Here is a 26,139-nt window from a genome sequence, read left to right on the forward strand (position 1 = left end):
TTGCTCGCTCCTACAAGGACGGGGGGTCAGGCCTTTTTCTGGGCAAACAGGGCGTCCAGGCTTTGCTCGAACGCGTGGTAGCCGATGGCATCGTAAAGCTCCATGCGGGTCTGCATGGTGTCGACCACGTTCTTTTGCGTGCCGTCGCGGCGCAGGGCCGTGTAGACGTTTTCAGCCGCCTTGTTCATGGCGCGGAATGCCGACAGCGGGTAGAGCACCAGCGACACGCCGACCGAACCCAGTTCATCGGTGGTGTACAACGGCGTGGCGCCGAATTCGGTGATGTTGGCCAGGATCGGCGCCTTTACCCGGTCGGCGAACGTCCGGTACATCGACAACTCGGTGATGGCCTCGGGGAACACCATGTCGGCGCCGGCTTCGACACAGGCGGCAGCCCGGTCCAGCGCGGCGTTCAGGCCCTCGACAGCCAGCGCGTCGGTGCGCGCCATGATCACAAAACTGTCATCGGTGCGGGCATCGACGGCCGCCTTGATGCGGTCGACCATTTCCTGCTGGCTGACGATTTCCTTGTTGGGCCGATGCCCGCAGCGCTTGGCACCCACCTGGTCTTCGATGTGAATGGCGGCAGCGCCAAACTTGCTCATCGAGCGCACGGTGCGGGCCACATTGAAGGCCGATGCGCCGAACCCGGTGTCCACGTCTACCAGCAAGGGCAGGTCGCACACGTCGGTGATGCGGCGTACATCCGTGAGCACGTCATCGAGGTTGCTGATGCCCAGGTCCGGCAGGCCGAGCGACCCGGCAGCCACGCCACCACCGGACAGGTAGATGGCCTTGAAACCGGCGCGTTTGGCCAGCAGTGCGTGGTTGGCATTTATGGTGCCGACCACCTGCAGCGGCTGCTCGGCGGCAACGGCTTCGCGGAAACGCTGGCCGGGTGTGCTCTTCACGGTCATTTCTCACCTCTTGGGCTGTCAGTGCGGGCGTCCAGGTAGTGGCGCTCGATGTTGCGCTTGGAGGCGCCGATGTGGCGGCGCATCAGGAGTTCGGCCAGCTCGCCATCACGCTCGGCAATGGCATCGAGAATACGGTGGTGCTCGGCAAATGCCTGGCGCGGGCGGTTAGGCGTGGCGGAGAACTGGATGCGGTACATGCGCACCAGCTGGTACAGCTCGCCACACAGCATCTTGACCAAGGTCTGGTTGCCGCTGCCCTGAATGATTCGGTAGTGGAAATCGTAATCACCCTCCTGCTGGTAATACCCCACACCCGCCTGGAAGGCTGCATCTCGCTCATGGGTGTCCAGCACCCGGCGCAGTTCTTCGATGTCGGCCACACTCATGCGCTCCGCCGCCAGCCGGCACGCCATGCCTTCGAGCGACTCACGGATCTCGTACAGCTCGATCAGTTCGGCATGGTTGAGCGACACCACCCGCGCGCCCACATGGGGTATGCGCACCAGCAGGCGCTGCCCCTCGAGGCGGTGGATGGCCTCGCGCAGGGGCCCACGGCTGATGCCATAGGTGCGGGCCAGCTCAGGCTCGGAAATCTTGCTGCCAGGGGCAATGTCGCCTTTGACGATGGCTGCCTGTATGCGCCGAAACACATGCTCGGACAGGGTTTCCGATTCGTCCATTAGGGCCGGGCCAACGGCGGAGAGGTCCTGCATATTGTCGACACCTTGTTTAATCCATACGATGAAATTAGCCAAAAAGGCATGTTCAGTCAAAGGCTAAATATGGATTGTTGACAATTATGCTGACCAGAACTTCTCCTGCCCTGTTGCTGTCAGATCGCGCACCGCTGGCGTCAATACGTCGGCGTGATAGAATGCCGCGCCTCCGATGGAGTATGGATAGCCTGACTGCCAACGCCGTACGCGTGTTGACAGTTAAACGAGGAAGCTTGTGCAGCAGTTGCCAGTCGCCTTACCCCGAAACTTGCACAATACCGCGCCAGGACTATGAGACTTACACCTGCTTTATTACTGCTTTGCCTCACCCTGCTGCCGGCCCTTGGCCAGGCGGCGGGCAAGACCGTGTATGGGCTCAATGAGTACGCACGCCTGGGTGACCTTGACCTGGAGGTGGCGGCCAAGCTCGACACCGGTGCCAAGACCGCCTCGCTCAGCGCCCGCGACATCAAACGCTTCAAACGCAACGGCGAAAGCTGGGTGCGCTTCTACCTGGCCATCGACGCCGCCCACTCTCACCCCATCGAACGCCCGTTGGCGCGGGTGAGCAAGATCAAGCGCCGTGCCAGCGACTACGACGCTGACTCCGGCAAGGCCTATACCGCGCGGCCGGTCATCGAGCTCGATATCTGCATGGGCCAGGCCCGGCGCACCATCGAAGTCAACCTCACTGACCGCAGCGCCTTCCAGTTCCCGCTGCTGATCGGCTCTGAAGCACTGAAACACTTCGACGCACTGGTCGACCCCAGCCTTAAATATGCGGCCGGCAAACCTGCCTGTGCCACCGACGCTCCCAAAGCAGAGTAACCCCGATGCGCTCTCTTACCCTCCACCTGAAAGTCCTGATCACCGTACTGGTGCTTCTGGGCGTAGCCGTCACGGCCTATCAGATCCTGGTGCTCGGCATCCCGGTCACCGAGGATGAAACCGACGACCTGTGGAACATCGACGCCAAGATCGAATTCGTCGCCAGCACCAAGGACCCGGTCAAGGTGCAGATGTTCGTACCGCCACTGAACCGCGACTACGTTAGCCTCAACGAGAGCTTCATCTCCAACAACTATGGGGTCAGCGTCAACCGCGCCGACGGTAACCGCAAGGTCACCTGGTCGGCCCGCCGCGCCAGCGGCAACCAGACACTGTACTACCGCCTGGTGCTGACCAAGCGCTACAGCACCGAAAAAGCCAAGATCAAGGGCCCGACCTTCCGTGACAGCCTGGCGGTGGACGGCCCCGAGAAGATCGCCGCAGAAGCGCTGATGGCGCCGATTCGCCAGCATTCGGCCGATGTGGAAACCTTTGTCGGCGAGACCATCAAGCGGGTCAACAACCTCAACGACGACAACGTCAAGCTGCTGCTGGCCGGCGATACCTCGTCCCTGAAAAAGGCCCAGGTGATCGACCTGCTGCTGTCCATCGCCCACGTGCCGATGGAAAGAGTGCACACCATCCGCCTGGTGGCAGACACCCCGCAAACCCCTGAGCTGTGGCTGCGCAGCTTCAATGGCAACGACTGGCTGTACTTCAACCCCGATACCGGCGAACAGGGCCTGCCAAGCGACCGCCTGCTGTGGTGGACCGGTGACGACAACCTGATCACCGTCGATGGCGGCAAGAAAGCCAACGTCACCTTCAGCATGAACAACAGCGAGATGAACGCCATCCGCCTGGCCAAGCTGACCGACGAGAACACCGACGCCGACTTCCTCGAGTACTCGCTGTACGGCTTGCCGCTGCAGACCCAGCAAACCTTCATGATCATGGTGATGATCCCGATTGGCGTGCTGGTGATCCTGATCCTGCGCAACCTGATCGGCATCCAGACCCTGGGCACCTTCACCCCCGTGCTGATCGCCCTGGCCTTCCGCGAGACCCAGCTGGGCTTCGGTATCGTGCTGTTCACGGTGATTACCGCGCTTGGCCTGTCACTGCGCTCCTACCTGGAACACCTGAAGCTGCAGATGCTGCCGCGGTTGTCGGTGGTGCTTACCTTCGTGGTGGTACTGATTGCCGCCATCAGCCTGTTCAGCCACAAGCTGGGCCTGGAGCGTGGCCTGTCGGTAGCACTGTTCCCCATGGTGATCCTGACCATGACCATCGAGCGCCTGTCCATCACCTGGGAGGAACGTGGGGGCGGCCATGCCATGAAGGTGGCCATCGGCACGCTGTTCGCAGCCTCCCTCGCACACCTGCTGATGATGGTGCCGGAGCTGGTGTACTTCGTCTTCACCTTCCCGGCAGTGCTGCTGATTCTGGTGGGCTTCATGCTCGCGATGGGCCGCTACCGCGGCTACCGCCTGACCGAGCTGGTGCGCTTCAAGGCATTTTTGAAGAAGGCTGACGCCTGATGTTTGGCCTGATCAAGACGTGGAAAGCCCTGGAGGCCCGGGGCATCATGGGTATCAACCGGCGCAACGCGGACTACGTGTTGAAGTACAACAAGCGCCACCTGTACCCGATCGTCGACGACAAGATCATCACCAAGGAGCGCGCACTGGCTGCCGGCATTCATGTGCCGGAAATGTACGGCGTGATCGAGACGGAAAAAGAGATCGAAAAGCTCGACCAGATCATTGGCGGGCGCAATGACTTCGTCATCAAGCCGGCGCAAGGCGCTGGCGGTGACGGCATCATGGTGATCGCCGACCGCTTCGAGGACCGCTACCGCACAGTGTCGGGCAAGATCATCAGCCACGAGGAAATCGAACACCAGATTTCCAGCATCCTCACCGGCCTGTACTCGCTGGGCGGGCACCGTGACCGGGCACTGATCGAATACCGGGTCACGCCCGACCAGATCTTCAAAAGCATCAGCTACGAAGGTGTACCGGACATCCGCATCATCGTGCTGATGGGCTACCCGGTCATGGCCATGTTGCGCCTGCCCACCCGCCAGTCGGGCGGCAAGGCCAACCTGCACCAAGGCGCCATCGGCGTGGGTGTAGACCTGGCCACCGGCGTGACCCTGCGCGGTACCTGGTTGAACAACATCATCAGCAAGCACCCGGACACCACCAACTCGGTGGATGGCGTGCAACTGCCCACCTGGGACGGCTTCATGAAGCTTGCAGCAGGCTGCTACGAGCTGTGCGGGCTGGGCTACATCGGCGTGGACATGGTGCTGGACCAGGAAAAGGGGCCGCTGATTCTGGAACTGAACGCCCGCCCGGGGCTGAACATCCAGATCGCCAACGACTGCGGCCTGACCCAGCGTACCCATGCCATCGAAGCCCACCTGGAAGCGCTGGCCAAGGAAGGTATCACTGAAGATGCCGAGCAACGCGTCCGGGTCGCACAGGGGCTGTTCGGGCACGTGCCCGGCCATTGATCGGGTGGGGCTGCCCTGCAGCCCCTTCCTTCACGTGGCATTGGGTGCGGGGGAATGTAAAGCCCGGTGCTAGGCGCAGTTCCTGCAGCGGTCTACAATTGCCCCCTCGCTTTTACATCGCCGTCCACACTGATGCCGACCTGTACGCTTTACCCCCTGCCCTACCAAGCCGACCCCGCCACTTTTTTTGCCCGCCTGCGCCAGGCGCCCGGGGCGATTCTGCTGGACAGCGCACGCCCTGCCGCCGACCGTGGCCGGTTCGACCTGCTCAGCGCCTGGCCTGTGCAGCAGCTTCACGCACGGCCTGGCGAAGACGGCCGCGCGTTTCTGCACCGTTTGCGCGACAGCCTGGCGCAGCTTGGCACTGCACAGTTGCCAGCAGGCAGCGAGCTGCCGTTCGCCGGCGGCCTGATCGGCTACCTGAGCTACGACTTCGGTCGCCGGCTGGAGCAACTGCCCAGCCAGGCGGTGGATGACCTCGGCCTGCCGGATGCACAGTTGGGGCTGTATGCCTGGGCAATGGTCACCGACCATGTGCAGGGCACCACCCAGTTGGTGTTTCACCCAAGCCTGGCTGCTGACGAGCGTGACCGCCTGGTGAGCCTGTTCAGCAGCTCAGCGCCTGGTGCATCAGGCCCTTTCAAACTGCTCGCGCCCATGGCCGGCGACCTGCAGCCGGCACAGTACCAGGCCGCATTCGACCAGGTGCAGCGCTACATTCAGGCCGGTGACTGCTACCAGATCAACCTCACCCAACGCTTTCGCGCACCTTGCCAGGGCGACCCCTGGCACGCCTACCAGGCACTGCGTCGGGCCTGCCCCACACCGTTTTCCGGCTACCAGCAACTGGCCGACGGCAGTGCCCTGCTGAGCTTTTCGCCAGAGCGGTTCGTCCGGGTCAGCCAGGGCCAGGTAGAAACCCGGCCCATCAAGGGCACCCGGCCACGCGGCAGCAACCCGGCAGAAGACGCGCGCAATGCCGAAGAACTGCTGCACAGCCTCAAGGACCGCTCCGAGAACCTGATGATCGTCGACCTGCTGCGCAATGACCTCGGGCGCACCTGCCAGATCGGCTCGGTCAGCGTGCCGGAGCTGTTCAGCCTGGAAAGCTACCCGAACGTGCATCACCTGGTCAGCAGCGTCATCGGCACACTGGCTGACGGCAGGGATGCACTGGACCTGATCGGCGACAGCTTCCCGGGCGGGTCCATTACCGGCGCACCCAAAATCCGCGCCATGCAGATCATCGACGAGCTGGAGCCCACCCGCCGCGCCCTGTACTGCGGGTCTTTGCTGTATGTAGATGTGCGCGGCGAAATGGACAGCTCCATCGCCATCCGCAGCCTGCTGGTCAAGGACGGGCACGTCAGCTGCTGGGGCGGCGGTGCCGTGGTCGCCGATTCGCAATGGCAAGCTGAATACGAAGAGTCGATCGCCAAGGTACGCGTGCTGATGCAGGCCTTGCAGGCGCTGTAGAGCCGTCTGCCCCGTATTTTTTTGTTACCATCACCCCATTACGAGCGCACAGCGCCACAGCCAAGATGGAAACCGCCTGATGAGCCAACCCTTCGACGTCGCTGCCCTGGCCGCGGCCTATGCCAACAAGTCCCCGCAGGACATCCTCAAGCTTGCCTTCGAGCATTTCGGTGATGACCTGTGGATTTCGTTCAGCGGCGCCGAGGACGTGGTGCTGGTAGACATGGCCTGGAAGCTGAACAAGCAGGTCAGGGTGTTCAGCCTGGACACCGGCCGCCTGCACCCGGAAACCTACCGCTTTATCGACCAGGTGCGCGAGCAGTACAAGCTGCCGATCGAAATCCTCAGCCCGGACCGCAACACGCTCGACCCTTTCGTCAAAGACAAAGGCCTGTTCAGCTTCTACCGCGACGGGCACGGTGAGTGCTGCGGCATCCGCAAGATCGAGCCGCTGCGCCGCAAGCTGGCCACGGTCAGCGCCTGGGCCACTGGCCAGCGACGTGACCAGAGCCCCGGCACCCGCAGCCAGGTGGCAGCCCTGGAAATCGACAGCGGCTTTTCGACCCCGGAACGCACCCTGTACAAATTCAACCCACTGGCGCAGATGACCAGCGAGGAAGTGTGGGGCTACATCCGCATGCTGGAACTGCCCTACAACAGCTTGCACGAGCGCGGCTTCATCAGCATCGGCTGCGAGCCCTGCACACGCCCGGTGCTGCCTAACCAGCATGAGCGCGAAGGGCGCTGGTGGTGGGAGGAGTCCACCCAGAAGGAATGCGGCCTGCACGCTGGCAATCTGATCACCAAGGCCTGAAACCCATCACGGCCAGCTGCACGGCGCTGGCCGGCAGCTGGCCGCTACCCGTGGCACTCAGTGCACAGGCAGTTCGACGCCTTCGAACAGGGCTTCGAGCTCCTGCTTGTTGTGGCACTGAATAGCCTTGGCCATCACTTCACGGGTGAGGTGCGGGGCGAATTTCTCGATGAAATCGCACATGAAGCCGCGCAGGAACGTGCCTCGGCGGAAGCCGATCTTGGTGATGCTAGCTTCGAACAGCTCACTGGCATCCAGGGCGACCAGGTCACTGTCGAGCTTGGCGTCCACCGCCATGCCGGCGACGATGCCCACACCCAGGCCAAGGCGCACATAGGTCTTTATCACGTCGGCATCCGCCGCGGTGAAAACCACTTTCGGGGTGAGGCCGCGGTGGTTGAAGGCCTCGTCCAGCTTGGAACGCCCAGTGAAGCCGAACACGTAGGTAACGATCGGGTACTCGGCCACGGCCTCTAGGGTGAGCTTAGGCAGCTTGGCCAACGGGTGGCCCTGGGGCACCACTACACAGCGGTTCCACTTGTAGCACGGCATCATGATCAGGTCGCCGAACAGCTCCAACGCTTCGGTGGCGATGGCAAAATCGACCGTGCCGTCAGCCGCCATTTCGGCAATCTGCATCGGCGAGCCCTGGTGCATGTGCAGCGAAACTTCCGGGTATTGCTTGATGAAGCTGCTGATTACGGGCGGCAACGCATAGCGGGCCTGAGTGTGGGTGGTGGCGATAGACAGCGTGCCCTTCTTCTCGTTGGAGAATTCCTGGGCAATCTGCTTGATGCTTTCAACCTTGCGCAGGATCTCCCCGGCGGTGTTGATGATGCGCTCACCTGCAGGGGTGACGCGGGTAAGGTGCTTGCCGCTGCGTGCGAACACTTCGACGCCCAGCTCATCTTCGAGCAGGCGGATCTGCTTGCTGATACCTGGCTGGGAGGTGTACAGGCTCTGGGCTGTCGCGGAGACGTTGAGGTCATGGTGCGCCACTTCCCAGATGTAGCGCAGTTGTTGAAGCTTCATAGGTTTCCCTCGGTTCAGCGATGAGTCAGCGGCAGCGGGCAGCGACGATATATAACTATATTAGTGGTTATTGAAATAAATCTAGAACTATTTTGTTACATGCCGAGGGAAGCGCCTTACACACAGCTTCACGCTTTCCTACGACCTAGATGCTGCGACAGCGGCACCATGTAGACCGGCACCGGGGACAGCTGCAACAGCCTCACCGCTGTTCTGCCCAGGGGCACGTCAACCCCCGCGCCGGCGCTATGGCTGCCAAATATCAGCAGGTCGACGCTAAGCCGCTGCGCCTGGTCGAGGATGACCTGCGCAGGGTCCCCCTGGCGAACGCGCACCGCCTTGAGCACGGCAAGGTCGGCGTCTTCACCCAGCTCATCACGCAGGTTTTCCAGCACACGCTGTTCGATGTTGGCCATCACCGTGCTTACCCCCTGACTGTGCAATTGATCGAGAGTCTGCTCGTCCAGGTAGCTCTGCAACAGGGATTCGGCGAACTGGCCCATGGGCTCGACGGCGTGTATCACATACAACTCGGCCGAAAATGTGCGCGCCAGGGCCAGCGCATGCTGCATCACGAAAGGCGCATAAACACCGAGGTCGGTGGCATACAGCATGGAACGGATCATTCGACCTCCTCGACTGCCGCGGCGGCAGAGCAAGCTAGAGCTTAGCAGCGCGCCGCACACCCGCCTGGCCATCCGACGCGCCCGCATCCGCCCAGGCCTCAGCGGCTGGCGCGGGCACCCAGGAAGGCCAGCGCCTGGTGGAGCGTCTGCATGCGGGGCAAGCTGCAGCCGGCCGCTTGAGCGCGGGCCAGGGGCTCGGCATAGATGGCCTGCAGTTCGAGGGGGCGGCCGTGGGTGTGGTCGTGGTACATGCTGGGCCAGTAATCGGGCATGCCTTCCGTCACTTCGAACAACTGCTGGGCGTAGCCTTCAGGCAGCACATGGCCACAGGCCGCCGCGCCCTGCACCACCTCATCCATCAGCGCCCACACCAGCGCACGGCTGCTACTGTCGGCCATCAACAACCCGGTACTGGCACCCAGCAGCACGGAAAGCCCGTTGTAGGGCACGTTCCACACCAGTTTCTGCCAACGCGCTTGCGCCAGGTCGGGCATGGCCTGCGAGGCCACGCCTGCAGCCCTGAACAAACCCGCGCCCTGCTCGACCAGTTGCGCCCCGCCGTCGGCGGCCGGGCCGCTGTGATAACCGAGGTTGACGGTACCCAGCGCCTGATGGCAAATCACCCCGGGCGCCTGGCGATTCACGCAGATGAAGCACAGCCCGCCCAGCAGGTGCATGTCGGGGCGTAATGCCGGGCGCAGTTGCTCCTCGACCCCCAGGCCGTTCTGCAGCAGCACGACCTTTGCGCCTGGCACTGCGGCCTGCACGATCAACGGTGCCAGTTGGTGGTTGCTGGTAGCCTTGGCGCCAATCAGCAACCAGTCGCACGCAGGCATCTGGGTGACCGAGGCATAGCATTGGGCGTTCAGATGCAAGGCACCGTGAACGGCGCTTTCCACGGCAAGCCCGCGCTCGCGCACCGCCTCGTACTCGCTGCGCAGCAGGAAGTGCACATCAAAGCCTGCCCGGGCCAGCATCAGCCCGTAAAAGCCGCCAATCGCGCCACTGCCGATGATGCCGATGCGTGGGTTGGTTGTGCGCATGCCGCCCTCCTTGTGGATGTGAGGCTACTTTGTACACCGGATTGACCCATTCAGGTGGGGTAATCCCCATTGTGGCGCCAACGCTAACGCGCTAAGGTTCGGCTCCCCGCTGCGATTATTCTTGCTGCTGGGCCGCACGGGGACTGTTGGCGGCCGGCACCCGTGACCTGACGAGTAACACGATGGCTGATTTACCAATCGATGACTTGAACGTTGCCTCCAACGACACGCTGATCACCCCTGATCAGCTCAAGAAGGAAATCCCCCTCAGCACCAAGGCCCTGCAGACCGTTACAGCAGGTCGCGAAGTGGTGCGCAATATTCTGGATGGCAAGGACCACCGCCTGTTCGTTGTGGTTGGGCCGTGCTCCATTCACGACATCAAGGCAGCCCACGAATACGCCGAGCGCCTCAAGGTGCTGGCCGAGGAAGTGTCCGACACGCTGTACCTGGTCATGCGTGTGTATTTCGAGAAGCCGCGCACAACGGTCGGCTGGAAAGGCCTGATCAACGACCCCTACCTGGATGACTCATTCAAGATTCAGGATGGCCTGCACATTGGTCGCAAATTGCTGCTGGACCTGGCGGAGATGGGGCTGCCTACCGCTACCGAGGCACTGGACCCGATTTCGCCGCAGTACCTGCAAGACCTGATCAGCTGGTCCGCCATCGGCGCCCGCACCACGGAATCTCAAACCCACCGTGAAATGGCGTCGGGCCTGTCCTCGGCCGTTGGCTTCAAGAACGGTACCGATGGCGGCCTTACCGTGGCCATCAATGCCTTGCAATCGGTGTCCAAGCCTCACCGCTTTCTTGGCATCAACCAGGAAGGCGGCGTGTCCATCGTCACCACCAAGGGGAACCCGTACGGTCATGTGGTGCTGCGGGGCGGTAACGGCAAGCCCAACTATGATTCGGTCAGCGTCGCGCTTTGCGAACAGGACCTGGCCAAGGCCAAGATCAAGCCCAACATCATGGTTGATTGCAGCCACGCCAACTCCAACAAAGACCCGGCACTGCAACCGCTGGTGATGGAGAACGTGGCCAACCAGATTCTCGAGGGCAACCAGTCCATCATCGGGCTGATGGTTGAAAGCCATTTGAACTGGGGCTGCCAGTCCATTCCGAAGAATCTGGCCCAGTTGCAATACGGGGTGTCGGTCACCGACGCCTGCATCGACTGGTCGGCAACCGAGAAAACACTGCGCAGCATGCGCGCCAAGCTCAAGGATGTGCTGCCACAGCGCAAGCGCGGCTGATCAGCACCTCGCTCAGCCTGACAGGTCGGTATGAATGTCAGGCTTTGCTGGAATGACGCTGCTGGCGTTCCATGTACCGCTCTACATACGAGCAGGACGGGATGACCGTGTACCCCATCTGCTCGGCGTACGCCAGGGCCTGCTCGGTCAAGGCTGCAGCGATACCCCGGCCCCGCAGAGCGTTGGGCACAAAGGTGCGGTAGATGTCGAGGGTCTGCTTGCCCAGGTCCATGTACGTCAGGTAGGCACGATGACCGTCCACACTGGTCTCGAACTGATGACCGGCCTGGTCATGGTGGATGGTCAGCGCTTCACTCATCACTACTCCTCGCAGGTCTTCCTGGCAGACCTTTTCGCCTTACAGCGGGTGGTTCATCCGGCGCACTATGCAGTACGCCGCCTCTTGGCTTTCGACCGATCCGCACAGCAGTGCGTTCGTTCGGATCTGTAGCACTCACAAGATAGTAGGCGCCCTACTAGGGGTTGCTCAAGGTGCGCAGCCATGAAAGGGCAAACTCTGCTGTCGCAACTGTGGGTGGCTGCAAGCAATTGCTGTCGGATGTTGTAGGACTAAGACGTCCCATGACAGTGCAAGTCACTATTGGTTCCACAAAAAAGTACAGGTACTACAACCGCTTGCGATTACTGCACCTTTTTGTTTCACGCCTACCTTGCGCCTCTTTCTAGCGCGCAGCAGCGGGCTGTTTTTTTTTGCAGTTCTTGCGCTCTGTCAGTTTACTTACTACAAGTAATGGGTACTATGTACGCCGGCCAGTTTCTCTTTTCTGAGAGATGGCTATTTAATAGAAAGTCCTTGAAGGGGAACACGATGAACAACGTTCTGAAATTCTCTGCTCTGGCTCTGGCCGCAGTTCTGGCTACCGGTTGCAGCAGCGTCTCCAAAGAAACCGAAGCTCGTCTGACTGCGACTGAAGACGCAGCAGCTCGTGCTCAAGCTCGTGCCGATGAAGCCTACCGTAAGGCTGACGACGCACTGGCAGCCGCTCAGAAGGCTCAGCAGACCGCTGACGAAGCCAACGAGCGCGCACTGCGTATGCTGGACAAAGCCAGCCGCAAGTAATAATCCTCACGGATTGTTATCGAGCCGATCCACCTGTGGGTCGGCTTTTTTGTTGCCCGCAATAAAGCAGTCGAGCTCATACAAAAAGGCCTGCACGATGGCAGGCCCTGTCACACAGTAGGCGAGGCTACTGCAGCTCAGCCGGAATAGTGGATGCCATCGGCGCATCGCCAGGGCCATTGGCCGGCACGGCAATTTCGACCGGCATGCCATCCTCGGCAGCCACCACGTCACGCACCATGTCCCAGTTCATGCGCACGTTATTGGCCAGGTCTTCGCGCTTGAGCAGGGCGTTGATAACAGCCGTATGCTTGTCCACGACCGAAGGGTTGCCTTGGTCATCCAGCGGCGTGTGGGCCTCCAGGTATACCTTGCCCTGACTGACCCCGAACTTGTAGGGCTCGTTGATGATGCGTACCGGCGTGCCCACCGGCACCATACCCGAGAGCTCCAGCACATTGTTGTTGAGCATGCGGAAGCAACCGTGACTGGTGCGCATACCGATACCGAACTTTTTGTTGGAGCCGTGGATCAGGTAACCAGGCACACCCAGCGTGAACTTGAAGGGCCCCAACGGGTTGTCGGGCCCTGCAGGGACGACGGCCGGCAGGATGTCACCGTCCGCAGCATGCTCGGCACGAATGGAAGCAGGCGGGGTCCAGGTGGGGTTCGGCGTTTTGGCAGTGATCTTGGTGTTGGCGACCGGCGACCCCCACCCCTCGCGACCGATACCCAGCGGGAAGGTGTGCACCACATTCTGCCCCTTGGGGTAGTAGTACAACCGGTACTCCGCCAGGTTGATGACGATGCCTTCACGCGGGCCCGGCGGCAGGATGTAGCGCGTAGGCAGGATGATTTCCGTACCGGCGCCAGGCAGCCAGGGATCGACACCGGGGTTGGCCGCGATCATTTCAAGGTAGCCCAGGTCGTTGGCGGTGCCGATGTCGGCGAAGGTGTCCTCGTACTTTGCCTTGATGACGTGCACCTGACCGACCAGGTCATCACCGGGCGGTGGCAGCGGCAGCTCCAGCGCGGCGGCGGGGCCCGCTACCAGCAGGGCGGCCAGGGACAGGCTACGGGTGACGGCAGGAAAGCGCGGCAACATCCGGTAAATCCTTCGAAAGGTGAGTCAAGAGGTTCGATTGTACACCCGCCCCCGGGCCAGCGGGAGGCATTGGCGCGTTGCAAGCCTTTGCAGATGATGAAAGGGCCCGGCTTCAACTGGCCTGCAGCTCGGGCCAGATGGGCCGCATGCCACGCCGTTGTGCATCGAGTATGGCACGGCACAGGTCACACAGGCGGCCATCGCGATAGATCGACTGCGGCACCCCGGACCAGCGAGGGTGAGCCGGCAGCAACCCCCCGCACAATGTCCTGTCGACCGGCACGCCCAACTCGAGCTGGCGGGCGACCAGGTGGACACGCACCTCCTGGCAGGCGAACAGGTCAAGCTGCTCGTCGGGCTCGATCAGTTGATAGGCATACAGGGACCAGGCGGGGCGCGGCATCGGGGGCACTCGAAACGGGGGGCGCAACATTAGCCGAAAGCCGGCCCCGTTTAAAGCGTCATAGCAACGGTTTTAGCGCCGGCCAGGCATTTTCCAGCAGGCGTTGCTGAGCACCTTGCGCAGGGTGGATACCATCGGCCTGCATCAATTCCGGCACACCCCCTACCCCGTCGAGGAAGAACGGCACCAACGCGACGTGTTTGTCCGCTGCCAATTGCTGGTAGACCTGTGCAAATGCCTCGGTGTAACGCACGCCATAATTTGGCGGCAGTCGCATGCCCAGCAACAGCACCTTGGCGCCGGCCTTGTGCGACTGCTCGATCATCGAAGCAAGATTTTGTTGCAATTGCCCGGGCGGCTGCCCACGAAGCCCGTCATTGCCCCCCAGTTCCAGCACTACCACCCCAGGCTTGTGCGCCGCAAGCAGCGCCGGCAGCCGCGCCTGGCCCCCCGCGCTGGTGTCACCGCTGATCGAGGCATTGACCACCTTGTCGTCGAAACCTTCCTGCTGAAGGCGGGTCTGCAACAGGGAGACCCAACCCTGGCGGGTATCCAGCCCGAAACCGGCGCTGATACTATCGCCAACGATCAGCAGTGTCCCCGCCGTGGCGCTCTGGGCCAGGCAACACAGGACCAGCACGGCACTCAACCACCTTCTTCGCATTGGATTCTCCATGGGCCCCAGCATTCTCGTTGCGCAGAACCTTAGCAAAGTGGTCCCCAGCGCGGAAGGCGAACTGGTGATTCTGCACGCGTTGTCACTGGATCTTGCCGCCGGCGATTCGCTGGCAATCGTCGGCGCCTCCGGCTCCGGCAAATCCACCCTCCTCGGCCTGCTGGCAGGCCTTGACCAACCCAGCGCCGGTCGCGTGCTGCTGGCAGGCCACGACCTCGGCCCGCTGGATGAAGACCAGCGCGCCAGGGTGCGCGCCGAACACGTGGGTTTCGTATTCCAGTCGTTTCAACTGCTCGACAGCCTCAACGCCCTGGAAAATGTCATGCTGCCCCTGGAGCTGGATGGCCGCCGCGATGCCAGGGAACATGCCCGCACCCTGCTGGAACGCGTTGGCCTGGGCCAGCGGTTGAGCCACACACCCAGGCAGTTGTCCGGTGGCGAGCAGCAGCGGGTGGCCATCGCACGCGCATTCGCCGCACAACCCGCCGTGCTGTTCGCCGACGAACCCACCGGCAACCTCGACAGCCACACCGGCGAGCGCATCAGTGACCTGTTGTTCGAACTGAACCAGGAACGGGGCACCACCCTGGTGCTGGTCACCCATGACGAACGCCTGGCGCGCCGCTGCCGCCGGCAGATCCGCCTGGATGCCGGCCACCTGGTTGCGCCATTGGAGGCAGGATGACACGGATGCCACTGGCACGGCTGCTGGGGCTGGCTGCGCGCCAGCTGCTAAGGGACTTGCGCGCCAGCGAAGTGCGCGTGTTGTTCTTCTCGTTGCTGGTGGCGGTGGCGGCAAGCACTGCCATCGGCTATTTCGGCGCCCGCCTGAACGGCGCCATGCAATTGCGTGCCAGCGAGTTCCTGGGGGCCGACCTGGTGCTGCAAGGGAGCGCGCCGGCTGCTGAACCGCAGATCACCGCGGGGACCGCCCAGGGTTTGCGCCACGCACAAGTGGTGGAGTTCACCAGCGTGGTGGGCGGCGACAGCGGCATCGAGCTGTCCAGCGTCAAGGCCGCCGACAACGCTTACCCACTGCGCGGGCAACTGCGCAGCGCCGCCCAGCCCTATGCCGAAGAAACCCCTGGCGGCCTCCCCGCCCCCGGCGAGGCGTGGGTGGAGCCCCGACTGCTGGCGGCACTGGGGCTGAAGGTAGGTGACAGTATCGACGTGGGCATGAAAACCCTGCGCCTGAGCCGGGTGCTGACGTATGAGCCAGACCGCGCCAACAACTTCTATAGCCTAACGCCGCGGGTACTGATGAACCTGGCGGACTTGCCCGCCACAGGCGTGGTCCAGCCAGGCAGCCGGGTTACCTATCGCGAACTGTGGAGCGGCACTCCCGAGGGGCTGGCGCAGTACCGCCAGGCTGTAGAGCCGCACCTGGCAGCCAGCCAGCGCCTGCGCGATACCCGTGATGGCAACCAGCAGATTGGCGGCGCGCTGGGTAAAGCCGAGCGCTACCTGAACATGGCGAGCCTGGTGGCGGTGCTGCTGGCGGGCGTTGCCGTCGCCATGTCGGCGAGCCGCTATGCCTCCCGGCGGCTGGATGCCAGCGCGCTACTGCGCTGCCTGGGGCTATCGCGCCGCCAGGCGCTGACCCTCTACAGCCTGCAGTTGGCCATGCTGGGCATCGCAGCGGCAGCCGCCGGTGCCGTGCTTGGCTGGCTTGCCCAGTTGGGCCTGTTCCGGCTGCTGCAAGGCCTGCTGCCCAGCACCGTGCCAGCGGGTGACGCCGCCCCCGCCCTCGCGGGGGTCGCCACCGGGTTGGTGGCCCTGGCCGGTTTTGCCCTCCCGCCCATCGCAGCCCTTGGCCGGGTACCGCCGCTGCGGGTGCTGCGCCGCGACCTGCTTCCCGTGCCGCCAGGCAGCTGGTTCGTGTACGGCGCGGCCTTGCTCGCGCTTGGCCTGATCATGTGGCGCCTGAGCCTGGACCTGCTGCTGACCTTCGCATTACTGGCCGGCGGCCTGGTGGCAGCGCTGGCACTTGCCGGCCTGCTGTTGCTGAGCCTGCGCAGCCTGAGGCGCTTGCTGGCGAACGCGCCCCTGGCCTGGCGCCTGGGGCTCGGCCAGCTGCTGCGCGCCCCCATGGCGGCGGCGGGGCAAGCACTGGCATTTGGCCTGATTCTCCTGGCGATGGGCCTTGTCGCCCTGCTGCGCGCAGAACTGCTGGACACCTGGCAGGCGCAACTGCCCAAGGATGCCCCGAATTACTTTGCACTCAACATTCTGCCAGACGATCGCGAACCCTTCGCGGCGCACCTGAAACAGATCAATGCAGCCGCAGCCCCGCTGTACCCGGTCACCCCGGGCCGGCTGGTGCAAGTGAACGGCGAGCCGGTGCAGCAGATCGTCAGCAAGGACTCGGCGGGCGAGCGCGCCGTGCAACGTGACCTGAGCCTGACCTGGGCTCAGGACCTGCCTACGGGCAACGCCCTGACTGCGGGCCGCTGGTGGCAGGGCCTGCCGGCAGGCGACGAAGTGCCCGGCGTGTCGGTAGAGGCGGAACTCGCTGTCAGCCTGGGGTTGAAGTTGGGTGACCTGCTGGCGTTCGATATCGGCGGGCAGCAACGTCAGGCCCGGGTGATCAACTTGCGCAGCGTGCACTGGGACAGCTTTCAACCCAACTTCTACATGATCTTCCAGCCTGGCACGTTGCAGGGCCTGCCTACCACCTACCTGACCAGCTTTTACCTGGCGGCGGGGCATGACCTGGACGTCGTCGCGCTGTCGCGTGCCTTCCCTGCGGTGACGCTGTTGCAGGTTGACGCCCTGCTGGATCAACTGCGCAGCATCCTCGCGCAGGTGACGCTGGCTGTGGAGTACGTCCTGTTGTTTGTGCTGGGTGCGGGGCTGGCCGTGCTGTTCGCAGGCCTGCAAGCCACGCTGGATGAGCGTATCCGCCAAGGGGCACTGCTGCGGGCGCTGGGGGCGGCGCGACCGTTGTTGGTAAAAGCACGCCGTATCGAGTTTGGCCTGCTGGGCGCAGTCAGCGGGTTGCTGGCAGCCGCGGGCTGCGAGCTGATCACCTGGGTACTGTACCGCTACGCGTTCGACCTGCCCTGGGGGCCGCACCCCTGGCTGTTGGTGATGCCGGTGGCTGGCGCACTGCTGGTGGGCGGCGCCGGCGTGTTGGGCACCCGCAGGGCGCTGAATGCAAGCCCACTGGCCGTGCTGCGCGATGGCTAAGGCGCCACAGGAAAGCTGTGCGCCTACTGGGTGTAACTGATGGTGTTGATGTACCAGCTTGCCTCGCCGGTAGGGGTGTGCACCACCACCTCATCGCCCTGCTGTTTTTTCAGCAAGGCACGCGCCATGGGTGAATCGATCGAGATGTAATCATTGCGCCCATGGATTTCGTCGTAACCAACGATGCGAAAGCGCAGCGATGCGCCGTCGTCATTCTCGATTTCCACCCAGGCGCCGAAGAACACACGGCCTTCCTGCTCGGGCGCATAGCTCACCACTTTCACGTCCTCCAGGCGTTTGCGCAGGTAGCGCACCCGCCGGTCGATTTCGCGCAGAAGTTTCTTGTTGTACTGGTAATCGGCATTTTCACTGCGATCACCCAACGATGCCGCCCAGGTCACTTTCTGGGTGATCTCCGGGCGATAGACCCGCCAGAGATGATCCAGCTCTTTCTTCAGCGCCTCATGGCCCTGAACAGTGATGATGTTGGTACTCAACTGAGCGCTCCTCAGCGGCCGGTGATCAGGCCTTGGCGGGCAATGCGCACCAGGTTGCCGATGATGTCGGCAGCGTCTTCCGGCGCGGGCGCCTGGATAACCGCCAGGTCAAAGCGATCATTGGCGTACTGGGCAAGGTGCTGCCCCGTTTCGGCAAACTGGATCAGAAAGGCGCGCGCCTGGCCTCGGCGGCGAGACAGGCCTTCGAGATGGCGCAACAGGGTGGGCTGATGCTGACCACCGAGCAGAATGCGCGGTGTACGGGCCGCCTGGCTGGCAGGCAATGGGCTTAAACAGACACTGGTACGTGGGCAACTCATGGCGCTTTCTCTGCCTCGCAAATCCCGCTGGGCAGCGGTGGGAGGCATCACCGAACCAGCGCTTTAGCGGTATTTGAAAACACCCCTGGGGCGTTTTTGCGCCCCGCAAGTAGCTGTTTAAATCGGCGCAAGCGGTATGCTAGAGCGATGTGCCACAACTTGCAAGCGGCTCGGCTACAGCCCCCGCCAGCCCGGCCGCTCAGCGCTTCACCACGCGCTCGAGCAGCCCACGCTGGCGGTTGAACGCCACGTAGTACTTGTTCACACTGTTGACGAAGTTGACCGGCCCCATGCCCACCTGCTCCATGGCAATCCGTTCGGTCTGGAAAAACCACTGGTTACCGTTGAGGCCGCGTTTGCGGGCTTCTGCGCGCATGGCCTGCACCCGCTCCGGGCCCAGATTGTAGGCCGCCAGAACGAAGGCCATGCGCTCACGCTCGTTGATGCGCGGGCTGGAGAAGAACTTGCGGCGGATCAGCGCCAGGTAGCGGGCACTCGCTTGCACATTGCCATCCACCGTTGACGTATTGCTCACCCCTACCCGTTGAGCCGCCGAAGGGGTGATCTGCATCAACCCATGCGCCCCACCCGCGCCGCGCGCCGCCGGGTTCAGGGTCGATTCCTTGAACGCCAGCGCCGCCAGGTTCAGCCAGTCGATCTGCTGCGCATCACCATGCTTCTGCAAGACCGAGCGCACGGAGGCCAGGCGCTGGCGGGCCTTGCTTGCCAGGGGGTCATGCACACGGTACTGGCGGCGGTAGATACGCTCGAAAGCAGCGTCCTGGTTGCCCGGTGCACGGTAGCCCTGAAGAAACCGGTCGACCGCGGCCTGCAGCTCGGGCGTATCGCGCCCCACATACCAGCGCATGGCCTGCGGCGGCCCAAGGTGCACGCCCGGGTTGAGGCGCAGGCGTGGCATTACCCTGGACCAACGCTGGGCAATCGGCTGCTCGACCACCGTGAGGTGATAGATGCCGGCCTGCACCATTTCCAGTACATCCTCCACCGCCAGCGTTGAATCCACCCATTCCACCTTGATGGGTGGCCGCTTGCGCAAGGCCAGCCGCTGGTTGACCTGCTGGATGAGCGGGCCGGCGGCACTGGCACTGGTCAGGGCGATGGTACGCCCAGACAACTGCTCCACCTGGGTGAAGCCGCGCTCACCCTTGCGCCCGACCAGCGTCAGCGCTACGTGGTCGCGTATGGGCGCAGTGGCCGTGACGCCACGCACTACCCCAGGGTCGAACAGTTCGCCCGGTGCTGCCAGGTCACCCTCGCCCCGCGCCAGGGCGCCCAGTAACTGCTCCTTGGCCCGCGGGATCAGCTTGAGCTGTAACCGCTGGCCGTCCTCGACACGCGCGTTGAGAAAATGCTCCAGGGCCCGTAGCCGGTAATATTCGATGCCCACCGGTTCGCCTTTCACTTCGCCCGAACTGTTGCGGCTCTGGTTGACCAGCACGCGCAACACCTTGCTGCTGCGTATCTGCTGCAGGTCGCGGGCCTTGGCCGCAGGAATGTGCTGCGGGCCTGGCGCCCGCGCCTGTGCATGCGCAGCCATGGGCAGGCAGAGCGTTAGCAGGAAAACAAGCCAGTATCGCGGCATGGGCAGCGTATCCGTGGGGTGTGGGGGCCGGTCAACCAGGCCATCGCCACATGAGGTTTGACGGCAAAAGACCTCTACAAGCACATGAAGTTCTTGGATTTTCAGTAAAACGCAAGCTTTTGCTATGCTGGCCGCCCCGCGGCACGAGGTAGCACCATGCAACTGATCGATATCGGCGTCAACCTGACCAACAGCAGTTTCCAGGGCCGAGAGGCCGAGGTACTCCAACGCGCCCTGCAGGCGAATGTGGCGCAACTGGTACTGACCGGCACCAGCCTGCCCGTCAGCGAACAAGCGCTGGAGCTGTGTCATCAGCTTGACGAAACAGGCGCGCACCTGTTTGCCACGGCGGGCGTACACCCCCATGATGCCCAAGGCTGGGACAGCTTGAGCGAGCAGCGTTTACGCCAGTTGCTTAAAGAATCTCGGGTGCGAGCAGTGGGTGAATGCGGGCTGGACTTCAACCGCGATTTTTCCCCTCGCCCACAGCAGGAAGCCGCCCTGCATGCGCAACTGGCGCTGGCGGTGGAAACGCAGATGCCGGTTTTTCTGCACGAACGCGATGCCAGCGAGCGCCTGGTCGCGATTCTCAAGGAGTACCGCGACCACCTGGTAGGCGCAGTGGTGCACTGCTTCACCGGTGAACGTGAGGCGCTGTATGCGTACCTGGACCTGGATCTGCATATAGGCATTACGGGTTGGATTTGCGACGAACGGCGCGGCACTCACCTGCATGCGCTGGTGGGCAATGTGCCTGCAGGCCGGCTGATGCTCGAAACCGATGCGCCCTACCTGTTACCGCGCAGCCTGCGGCCCAAGCCCAAAAGCGGTCGCAACGAACCGGCCTACCTGGGCGAGGTGCTAAGGGAGGTTGCGCTGCACCGATCCGAGCGTATCGAGACAACCGCTGCGCATACCACCGACACTGCACGTACCTTCTTCGGTCTGCCTTCAGTGCCCGTTGTTTCTTGATACATATCAACACCCTCGCTGGCAGCCAGCGGCACAATGATGGCACCTTGCCAATACTGTTTCCGCTCAACTCAGAGAAGACCTACCCATGGGTGCCTGGCTTAGCAATGTTTCACTGAAATACAAGTTCTGGGCTGTCAACGCGGTGGCCTTTGTCACGACCCTGCTGCTGGTGCTGTATGCCGTGCACCTGGAGCAGCGTGCGCGCGCTGAGGCAGCGCAGCGCCAGGCCGTGGCGCAGGCTGAAGTGCTTGCGGCCTGGCCGGCAGGCCAGGCACTGCCTCGCGCTGCCGCCATCGTCAGCTGGTCGGCCGGGCAAACGCCAACCTTTGCCGGCGAGCCCCTCGACGATCTGCGTAACGCTCAAGGCTGGGTAAACCTGCCTGGTGATCACCTGCTGGGTGAAGATCCCATCGAGGGTGCGCAGGTACTGAGCCTGGGCGACCGCCAGGTCGCCGTGATCGCACAGGCGCCCAGCCTGCGTCAGGTGTTCGTGGAGCGGTTCACCAACTACGCGGTGTGCGTATTGATCCTGATGCTGGCCATGCTAGGTGCCTCGCAGTTGCTGATCCGCTTCTTGCTCAGCCAGCTGAACACCCTGAAGGATGTGATGCTGCACGTGGAAAAGACCGGCGACCTGGCCGCCCGGGTACCGCTGGCCTGCGGTGACGAGGTTGGCCAGATGGCCGGTGCGTTCAACGCCATGCAGGCAACCTATCACCGGGTGGTCAGTACCGTCGCCCACACGGCAGCGCAACTGGACTCCGGCGCCGTACGCCTGGCTGCCAGCATGAGCGACGTGCGTCACGGCATGCTGGGCCAGCAGAGTGAGACTGACCAGGCGGCCACGGCCATCAATGAAATGTCGGCCACGGTGCACCACATCGCCCAGCACGCAGGGGCGACCCGTGACCTGTCGCAGACGGCCGACACCCTGGCAGGCAGTGGCAAGGAAGTGGTGAGCCGCGTCCAGACGTCCATTTCGGGCTTGTCCAGCGGCGTGCAGCAGACCGCCGAGATGATTCGCCAGCTGGCAGAAGACAGCCAGAAGATCAATGGCGTGGTCAGCGTGATTCACAGCATCGCAGAGCAGACCAACCTGCTGGCACTCAATGCCGCCATCGAGGCGGCGCGTGCAGGTGACCTGGGCCGTGGGTTTGCAGTGGTGGCAGATGAAGTGCGCAACCTGGCAAAGCGCGTGCAGACCTCCACCGACGAGATCACCACCATGGTGTCCGCCTTGCAGTCAGGCACCCGCGACGCTGTGGACTTCATGCAAGAAAGCTCCTACAAGGCCGACGACTGCGTCAGGCAGGCCCAGGAAGCCGGGGCCGCACTGGCGGAAATCACCGGGGCTGTGGCGCAGATGCGTGAAAGCAATACCCAGATTGCCGTGGCGGCCGAGCAGCAAAGCCAGGTTGCCGAAGAGATGAACCGCGCCGTGGTGAGTATCCGCGATGTCACCGAGCAGACGGTGCAACAGACCGTGGGCTCGGCCAATACGAGCACCGAGCTGGCCACCCTGGCCGGCGCGCTGAACAAGGCCATAGGCCAGCTGAAGCTATAGTCGCCATAGCCAGCCTCGATTGGCCCACTGCATGGTGCCGCACTAAGCTTTGGGCATGACCGAGAGGAACTGCCCATGAACAAATACCTGCCCCACCTGCCCGCCTGGCAATGGCGACGCCACGCCCACAATCACCGCCACTCGGGCAACCCTGCGCCACACTTCATTGCCGTGCCTCTGTGCATACTGGGTGGATTACTGGTGCTGTCAGGCCTGTTTGGCATCGACCTGACGCAAACCGCCGTCGGCGCCATTGCCCTGGTTGCAGGCGCGAGCCTGCAGCGACACAGCCATCGGCATCCGGGCTAGATCAGGCGAATACGGTGACAGTCTGCCGGCTCAATGCCAGTAAAGCCCCGTCGGCGGCCCACAACGCGGCCGCCGCATGGCCATAACCGTCACGCGCATGTTCGGTTTCCACGCAGTAGCGGTACCAGTCAGTCGCAGACGCCTGCGCCATCGGCTGGACGAACTCAATGGTCCAGGTCAACGTGCTGCCCGCAGCAGGATGCTTCAAGAACGGAAGCAGGCTGGGCGGCCAGGCATCCACCAATGCCAGCAGGTGAGCTTCACTGAGCGGCTGCACCGCGATGTCGAGCAGGCGCACCCAGCCACCCATCTTGCGTGCGCTGCTGCCTGTGAACGGCAAGTCACCCACACCCCAGCGCAAGGCCACGTGGCGCATGAACTCGGGCGTAATCCCCGGCATGAAGGGCAACTCCTCCGCTGAATCACCCAGGGCTTTCATGGGTTCTGGCGGCAAGGCAGGCACCTGCACCACCGAAGCGCGCGAGGCACCGAAGTTGCCCTGGACCAACGTGACCACCTGGCCGTCCTGCACGGCGCGGCCCAACAAGGTGCTGACCCCCTTCCCCTCGCGCAATACCTCGATTTCGAGCCGAAGCGGTACCTCGGGCGCCGCCGGCGCAACAAAGCTGATAGCCAGCGAGCGCACGGGGCGATCACCCTCCACCCGCTGGCGCATGGCCTCGAATACCATCGCTGCCATCAGCCCCCCGAACACCGCCCGCCCCTGGCCCCAGCTGACCGGCACGGTGATGTTGTCGGGGTTGGCCCTGGCGGCCTCGAGCATCTGAGTGAAATTCATCGAGCAATTCCTGAGCAGGTCGCAAGCGACGTGTCTGCCCATCCTAGCCACCAACTGCTCACATCACAGCCTTCATATCGGTCAATGTCCAGGCTTGCGACGCACCAACGCCTTGCGCAGGGCCTCCAGCGTCTTGTCAGACCTGCGTTCAGCCTGATGCAGCTCCTGCTCCCACCCACCTTGGCAAACCAGCAAGTCTGGATGTTCACGCACCTGCAGCAGCCACTGCAGGCGGTCATGCCAGTCGCCAAGGTCACCTTGTGCACGCTTGAGCACCTGCTGCAGGCGCTTGCCGGCGTGGTCGAGCTGCGGGTACGCCTCATCACCGTAACGTGCGCGCTTGATCAGCAGACGCAGGCGGTGGCGGTCGTGCGCAGGGTCCTTCAGGGCAGCTTCGAGTTTTCGCCACTGCTTGATCAGGCCCTTGTCAATGCGCTTGTCCAGGGACCTGGTAAGGCCTTCGCGCCCGGCAGCCCGCAGGAACAACGGGCACGCATCGACAATGGCCAGCACGCGTGTCAGCTGCGGGCTGGCGGCGACGCTGGCGTAGCTGCTGGCGCGGCCTTCCAGGCGTTTTTGCCCGGGCTGCGCATGCCCCCGCGTCACCAGCTCTGCAGCCAGTACCTCATTGTCGCGCAGCGGTGTCGTCAGCGTGCCCAGCGACTTTGCAGCTTCTTCGAGCTGCTCGACACCGGGCAACCCACGCAGCGGCCGCAGCAGGCTGCGCAAGCGGCGCAAGGTGGTTCGCAGATCGTGCAAGGCCTCGCTGTCGGTGTCGGCAGCAAGTCGCTCGCGGCAGGCCAACAGCCGTACCTGTACGGTGAGTACCTGTGCGACCAGATGATCGAGCATGTCAGACATGTGGCGCTCCTTGGTCAGCGACCGGCACGCGACTCACGAATGTAGAAACGGGCCTTTTCGGCTTTTCGGGTGCAGCTCTCATACCCTTCGAACTGTTGCTGGGTCTTGGCACCGGTGAGCAGCGACAGCGCCTTGGAGTAACTCACTGCGCCTGCGAAGCCTTCAGCCTTGGCCAGGTCCAGCTCTTTCCAGGCCGCATCCAGTTGGGTGGCACAGCTGTCGCGGTACGCGGTTTTGCCTGCGCAGCCGCCAAGGGCGAGGGCAATCAGGGGAAGGCAGATCCAGGCTTTCATCGTTAAGACCTCGAAGATAGGAAAACAGTGGCGTTTGGACGCTCGGGCATCTGAAAAGTGCCCCCTGGCCCCGGCTTGCTGCACCACGCGGGTAGCCCCGCACAATGCGCATTGAAGCCCGGGGTGGGTTCAGTGCATTGTAGGCGCAGGGTTACACGGGCTGGGGACTGTACATGAGCAAACGCGTGGCACTGGTACTGGGATCGGGCGGCGCCCGGGGGTATGCGCACATCGGCGTGATCGAGGAAATCGAACGCCGCGGCTATGAGATCGCCTGTGTTGCCGGCTGCTCCATGGGGGCGGTGGTGGGCGGCATCTATGCTGCAGGCAAGCTGGGCGAGTACCGCCACTGGATCGAAAGCCTGGACTATCTGGATGTGCTGCGCCTGGTGGATGTCAGCTTCCGCCTTGGCGCGATCCGAGGCGACAAGGTATTTGGCCAAATTCGCAAGATCGTTGGCGAAATCAACATCGAGCAGTTGCGCATCCCCTACACGGCAGTCGCCGCAGACCTCACCAACCAGCAGGAAATCTGGTTCCAGGAGGGTTGCCTGCATCAGGCCATGCGCGCCTCGGCCGCCATCCCCAGCCTGTTCACCCCAGTGATGCAGGGCAACCGCATGCTGGTCGATGGGGGCATCCTCAACCCGTTGCCGATCGTGCCTGTGGTATCCAGCCACTGCGACCTGATTATTGCGGTCAACCTCAATGCCACCAACCAGAAGCACTACCAACTGCCGGTGATCGAGCGGCCGGCTGCTTTCAAGATGCGTTTCGACGCGCTGTTGAATTCATTGGGTTCACACTTGCCGTTCCGCCGTAAGCCAGCCGAGCAGCTAGTGCGCATCGCTCAGGGCATGGGTACCGAGGGCCTGGTGCCGCCAAACCCCTGGCTGGCCGATGCAGCTAACCCGCAGGCCCAGCAACCCACCGCCGCGCCCGAGCGCGAGGGGGCGCCGAAGTCGGCAACAGGTTCGTTCATCATCGATAACGTGGGCCCTGCTTCCCTGCTGGACCTCATCAACCAGAGCTTCGAGGTGATGCAAACCTCGCTGGCGCAGTACAAGATCGCCGGTTATCCGCCAGACGTCCTGATCAACGTGCCCAAACGTGTTTGTCGGTTCTTCGAGTTCTACAAAGCGCCAGAGCTGATTGCGCTGGGGCGGGAGATTGCGCGAGACACGCTGGACAATTACGAGGGGGCCAAGCGCTAGCGCAAGGCGGGGGGGTGG

At 63.1% G+C, this 26,139-nt stretch carries 27 protein-coding genes and 1 pseudogene; 13 read left to right on the top strand and 15 right to left on the bottom strand.

Features of this window, described 5'->3' with window-relative positions; all coding sequences use genetic code 11:
- Positions 1-26: 26 nt before the first annotated feature.
- A complete protein-coding gene (gene prpB / locus IAE36_RS04415; protein ID WP_060481171.1) occupies positions 27-917 on the bottom strand; it encodes a methylisocitrate lyase in 891 nt (296 codons plus the stop codon).
- A complete protein-coding gene (locus IAE36_RS04420; RefSeq protein ID WP_028634516.1) occupies positions 914-1,630 on the bottom strand; it encodes a GntR family transcriptional regulator in 717 nt (238 codons plus the stop codon). Before IAE36_RS04420 ends, prpB begins: the two co-directional genes overlap by 4 nt.
- 294 nt (positions 1,631-1,924) lie before the next feature.
- Here IAE36_RS04420 and rloA point away from each other — a divergent pair, with 294 nt between their 5' ends.
- The 5 genes from rloA to IAE36_RS04445 all read left to right on the top strand — a co-directional run bounded on the left by rloA (position 1,925) and on the right by IAE36_RS04445 (position 7,272).
- Positions 1,925-2,461 (top strand): retropepsin-like aspartic peptidase RloA, encoded by a 537-nt coding sequence (rloA, locus tag IAE36_RS04425; protein WP_028634517.1) that lies wholly within the window; start codon positions 1,925-1,927, stop codon positions 2,459-2,461.
- 5 nt (positions 2,462-2,466) lie between these two features.
- Positions 2,467-4,002, top strand: a complete 1,536-nt coding sequence (gene rloB, locus IAE36_RS04430; protein ID WP_028634518.1) for an osmotic stress tolerance membrane protein RloB — start codon at positions 2,467-2,469, stop codon at positions 4,000-4,002.
- Positions 4,002-4,982: an alpha-L-glutamate ligase-like protein gene (locus tag IAE36_RS04435; protein ID WP_028634519.1), complete on the top strand. Its 981-nt coding sequence runs from the start codon at positions 4,002-4,004 to the stop codon at positions 4,980-4,982. Before rloB ends, IAE36_RS04435 begins: the two co-directional genes overlap by 1 nt.
- Before the next feature lie 132 nt (positions 4,983-5,114).
- Positions 5,115-6,458: an aminodeoxychorismate synthase component I gene (pabB, locus tag IAE36_RS04440; RefSeq protein WP_201210534.1), complete on the top strand. Its 1,344-nt coding sequence runs from the start codon at positions 5,115-5,117 to the stop codon at positions 6,456-6,458.
- A gap of 79 nt (positions 6,459-6,537) precedes the next feature.
- Positions 6,538-7,272 carry a phosphoadenylyl-sulfate reductase gene (locus IAE36_RS04445; RefSeq protein WP_060481169.1) on the top strand — a complete coding sequence of 245 codons (735 nt, stop codon included), beginning with the start codon at positions 6,538-6,540 and terminating at the stop codon, positions 7,270-7,272.
- A gap of 57 nt (positions 7,273-7,329) precedes the next feature.
- Here the strand turns inward: IAE36_RS04445 and cysB are convergent, their stop codons facing one another.
- From cysB to IAE36_RS04460, 3 genes are all read right to left on the bottom strand, one after another.
- Positions 7,330-8,304: an HTH-type transcriptional regulator CysB gene (gene cysB / locus IAE36_RS04450; protein WP_003250297.1), complete on the bottom strand. Its 975-nt coding sequence runs from the start codon at positions 8,302-8,304 to the stop codon at positions 7,330-7,332.
- Positions 8,305-8,432: 128 nt separating this feature from the next.
- Positions 8,433-8,930, bottom strand: a complete 498-nt coding sequence (locus tag IAE36_RS04455) for a universal stress protein (RefSeq protein WP_028634522.1) — start codon at positions 8,928-8,930, stop codon at positions 8,433-8,435.
- A gap of 98 nt (positions 8,931-9,028) precedes the next feature.
- Positions 9,029-9,973 carry a putative 2-dehydropantoate 2-reductase gene (locus IAE36_RS04460; protein ID WP_201210536.1) on the bottom strand — a complete coding sequence of 315 codons (945 nt, stop codon included), beginning with the start codon at positions 9,971-9,973 and terminating at the stop codon, positions 9,029-9,031.
- A gap of 182 nt (positions 9,974-10,155) precedes the next feature.
- On the opposite strand from IAE36_RS04460, the gene IAE36_RS04465 reads away from it, so the two are divergent.
- Positions 10,156-11,232: a 3-deoxy-7-phosphoheptulonate synthase gene (locus IAE36_RS04465; RefSeq protein WP_201210544.1), complete on the top strand. Its 1,077-nt coding sequence runs from the start codon at positions 10,156-10,158 to the stop codon at positions 11,230-11,232.
- A gap of 37 nt (positions 11,233-11,269) precedes the next feature.
- Here the strand turns inward: IAE36_RS04465 and IAE36_RS04470 are convergent, their stop codons facing one another.
- Positions 11,270-11,551 carry a GNAT family N-acetyltransferase gene (locus IAE36_RS04470; protein WP_028634525.1) on the bottom strand — a complete coding sequence of 94 codons (282 nt, stop codon included), beginning with the start codon at positions 11,549-11,551 and terminating at the stop codon, positions 11,270-11,272.
- Positions 11,552-12,061: 510 nt separating this feature from the next.
- Between IAE36_RS04470 and oprI the strand changes: the two genes are divergently transcribed.
- Complete coding sequence (oprI, locus tag IAE36_RS04475; RefSeq protein WP_003259780.1) at positions 12,062-12,313, top strand: outer membrane lipoprotei OprI; 252 nt, start codon at positions 12,062-12,064, stop codon at positions 12,311-12,313.
- 127 nt (positions 12,314-12,440) lie between these two features.
- Here the strand turns inward: oprI and IAE36_RS04480 are convergent, their stop codons facing one another.
- The 3 genes from IAE36_RS04480 to IAE36_RS04490 form a co-directional block, all read right to left on the bottom strand.
- On the bottom strand, positions 12,441-13,418 hold the full coding sequence (locus IAE36_RS04480) for a L,D-transpeptidase family protein (RefSeq protein ID WP_201210546.1): 978 nt from the start codon (positions 13,416-13,418) through the stop codon (positions 12,441-12,443).
- A gap of 112 nt (positions 13,419-13,530) precedes the next feature.
- Entirely contained in the window at positions 13,531-13,821 is a 291-nt protein-coding gene (locus IAE36_RS04485; RefSeq protein ID WP_028634527.1) for a hypothetical protein, read from the bottom strand.
- 58 nt (positions 13,822-13,879) lie between these two features.
- Positions 13,880-14,485 carry an arylesterase gene (locus IAE36_RS04490; RefSeq protein WP_060481168.1) on the bottom strand — a complete coding sequence of 202 codons (606 nt, stop codon included), beginning with the start codon at positions 14,483-14,485 and terminating at the stop codon, positions 13,880-13,882.
- 10 nt (positions 14,486-14,495) lie between these two features.
- Between IAE36_RS04490 and IAE36_RS04495 the strand changes: the two genes are divergently transcribed.
- Complete coding sequence (locus IAE36_RS04495) at positions 14,496-15,182, top strand: ABC transporter ATP-binding protein (RefSeq protein WP_028634529.1); 687 nt, start codon at positions 14,496-14,498, stop codon at positions 15,180-15,182.
- The gene (locus IAE36_RS04500; RefSeq protein ID WP_201210548.1) at positions 15,179-17,686 is read left to right on the top strand and encodes an ABC transporter permease; all 2,508 of its coding nucleotides are present in this window, start codon (positions 15,179-15,181) and stop codon (positions 17,684-17,686) included. Before IAE36_RS04495 ends, IAE36_RS04500 begins: the two co-directional genes overlap by 4 nt.
- 23 nt (positions 17,687-17,709) lie before the next feature.
- Here the strand turns inward: IAE36_RS04500 and greB are convergent, their stop codons facing one another.
- The 3 genes from greB to IAE36_RS04515 all read right to left on the bottom strand — a co-directional run bounded on the left by greB (position 17,710) and on the right by IAE36_RS04515 (position 20,106).
- Positions 17,710-18,183 carry a transcription elongation factor GreB gene (greB, locus tag IAE36_RS04505; RefSeq protein WP_060481165.1) on the bottom strand — a complete coding sequence of 158 codons (474 nt, stop codon included), beginning with the start codon at positions 18,181-18,183 and terminating at the stop codon, positions 17,710-17,712.
- An 11-nt stretch (positions 18,184-18,194) separates the two neighbouring features.
- Positions 18,195-18,503 (bottom strand): hypothetical protein, encoded by a 309-nt coding sequence (locus IAE36_RS04510; RefSeq protein WP_201210550.1) that lies wholly within the window; start codon positions 18,501-18,503, stop codon positions 18,195-18,197.
- A 199-nt stretch (positions 18,504-18,702) separates the two neighbouring features.
- On the bottom strand, positions 18,703-20,106 hold the full coding sequence (locus tag IAE36_RS04515; RefSeq protein WP_201210557.1) for a transglycosylase SLT domain-containing protein: 1,404 nt from the start codon (positions 20,104-20,106) through the stop codon (positions 18,703-18,705).
- A 156-nt stretch (positions 20,107-20,262) separates the two neighbouring features.
- Between IAE36_RS04515 and IAE36_RS04520 the strand changes: the two genes are divergently transcribed.
- From IAE36_RS04520 to IAE36_RS04530, 3 genes and pseudogenes are all read left to right on the top strand, one after another.
- Complete coding sequence (locus IAE36_RS04520) at positions 20,263-21,078, top strand: TatD family hydrolase (protein ID WP_201210559.1); 816 nt, start codon at positions 20,263-20,265, stop codon at positions 21,076-21,078.
- Positions 21,079-21,166: 88 nt separating this feature from the next.
- Positions 21,167-22,645 carry a methyl-accepting chemotaxis protein gene (locus IAE36_RS04525; protein ID WP_201210561.1) on the top strand — a complete coding sequence of 493 codons (1,479 nt, stop codon included), beginning with the start codon at positions 21,167-21,169 and terminating at the stop codon, positions 22,643-22,645.
- A 75-nt stretch (positions 22,646-22,720) separates the two neighbouring features.
- A pseudogene (locus tag IAE36_RS04530) lies at positions 22,721-22,942 on the top strand (terminase); the annotation flags it as partial.
- Between the two features lie 13 nt (positions 22,943-22,955).
- Here IAE36_RS04530 and IAE36_RS04535 read toward each other — a convergent pair.
- From IAE36_RS04535 to IAE36_RS04545, 3 genes are all read right to left on the bottom strand, one after another.
- The gene (locus IAE36_RS04535) at positions 22,956-23,753 is read right to left on the bottom strand and encodes an acyl-CoA thioesterase (protein WP_201210563.1); all 798 of its coding nucleotides are present in this window, start codon (positions 23,751-23,753) and stop codon (positions 22,956-22,958) included.
- A gap of 81 nt (positions 23,754-23,834) precedes the next feature.
- A complete protein-coding gene (locus IAE36_RS04540; RefSeq protein ID WP_201210565.1) occupies positions 23,835-24,614 on the bottom strand; it encodes a CHAD domain-containing protein in 780 nt (259 codons plus the stop codon).
- A gap of 14 nt (positions 24,615-24,628) precedes the next feature.
- Positions 24,629-24,907, bottom strand: a complete 279-nt coding sequence (locus tag IAE36_RS04545) for a hypothetical protein (protein WP_201210567.1) — start codon at positions 24,905-24,907, stop codon at positions 24,629-24,631.
- Between the two features lie 173 nt (positions 24,908-25,080).
- Here IAE36_RS04545 and IAE36_RS04550 point away from each other — a divergent pair, with 173 nt between their 5' ends.
- On the top strand, positions 25,081-26,121 hold the full coding sequence (locus IAE36_RS04550; RefSeq protein ID WP_060481160.1) for a patatin-like phospholipase family protein: 1,041 nt from the start codon (positions 25,081-25,083) through the stop codon (positions 26,119-26,121).
- Positions 26,122-26,139 lie beyond the last annotated feature (18 nt).

Source organism: Pseudomonas sp. S36 (assembly GCF_016647875.1).
Taxonomy (GTDB): domain Bacteria; phylum Pseudomonadota; class Gammaproteobacteria; order Pseudomonadales; family Pseudomonadaceae; genus Aquipseudomonas; species Aquipseudomonas parafulva.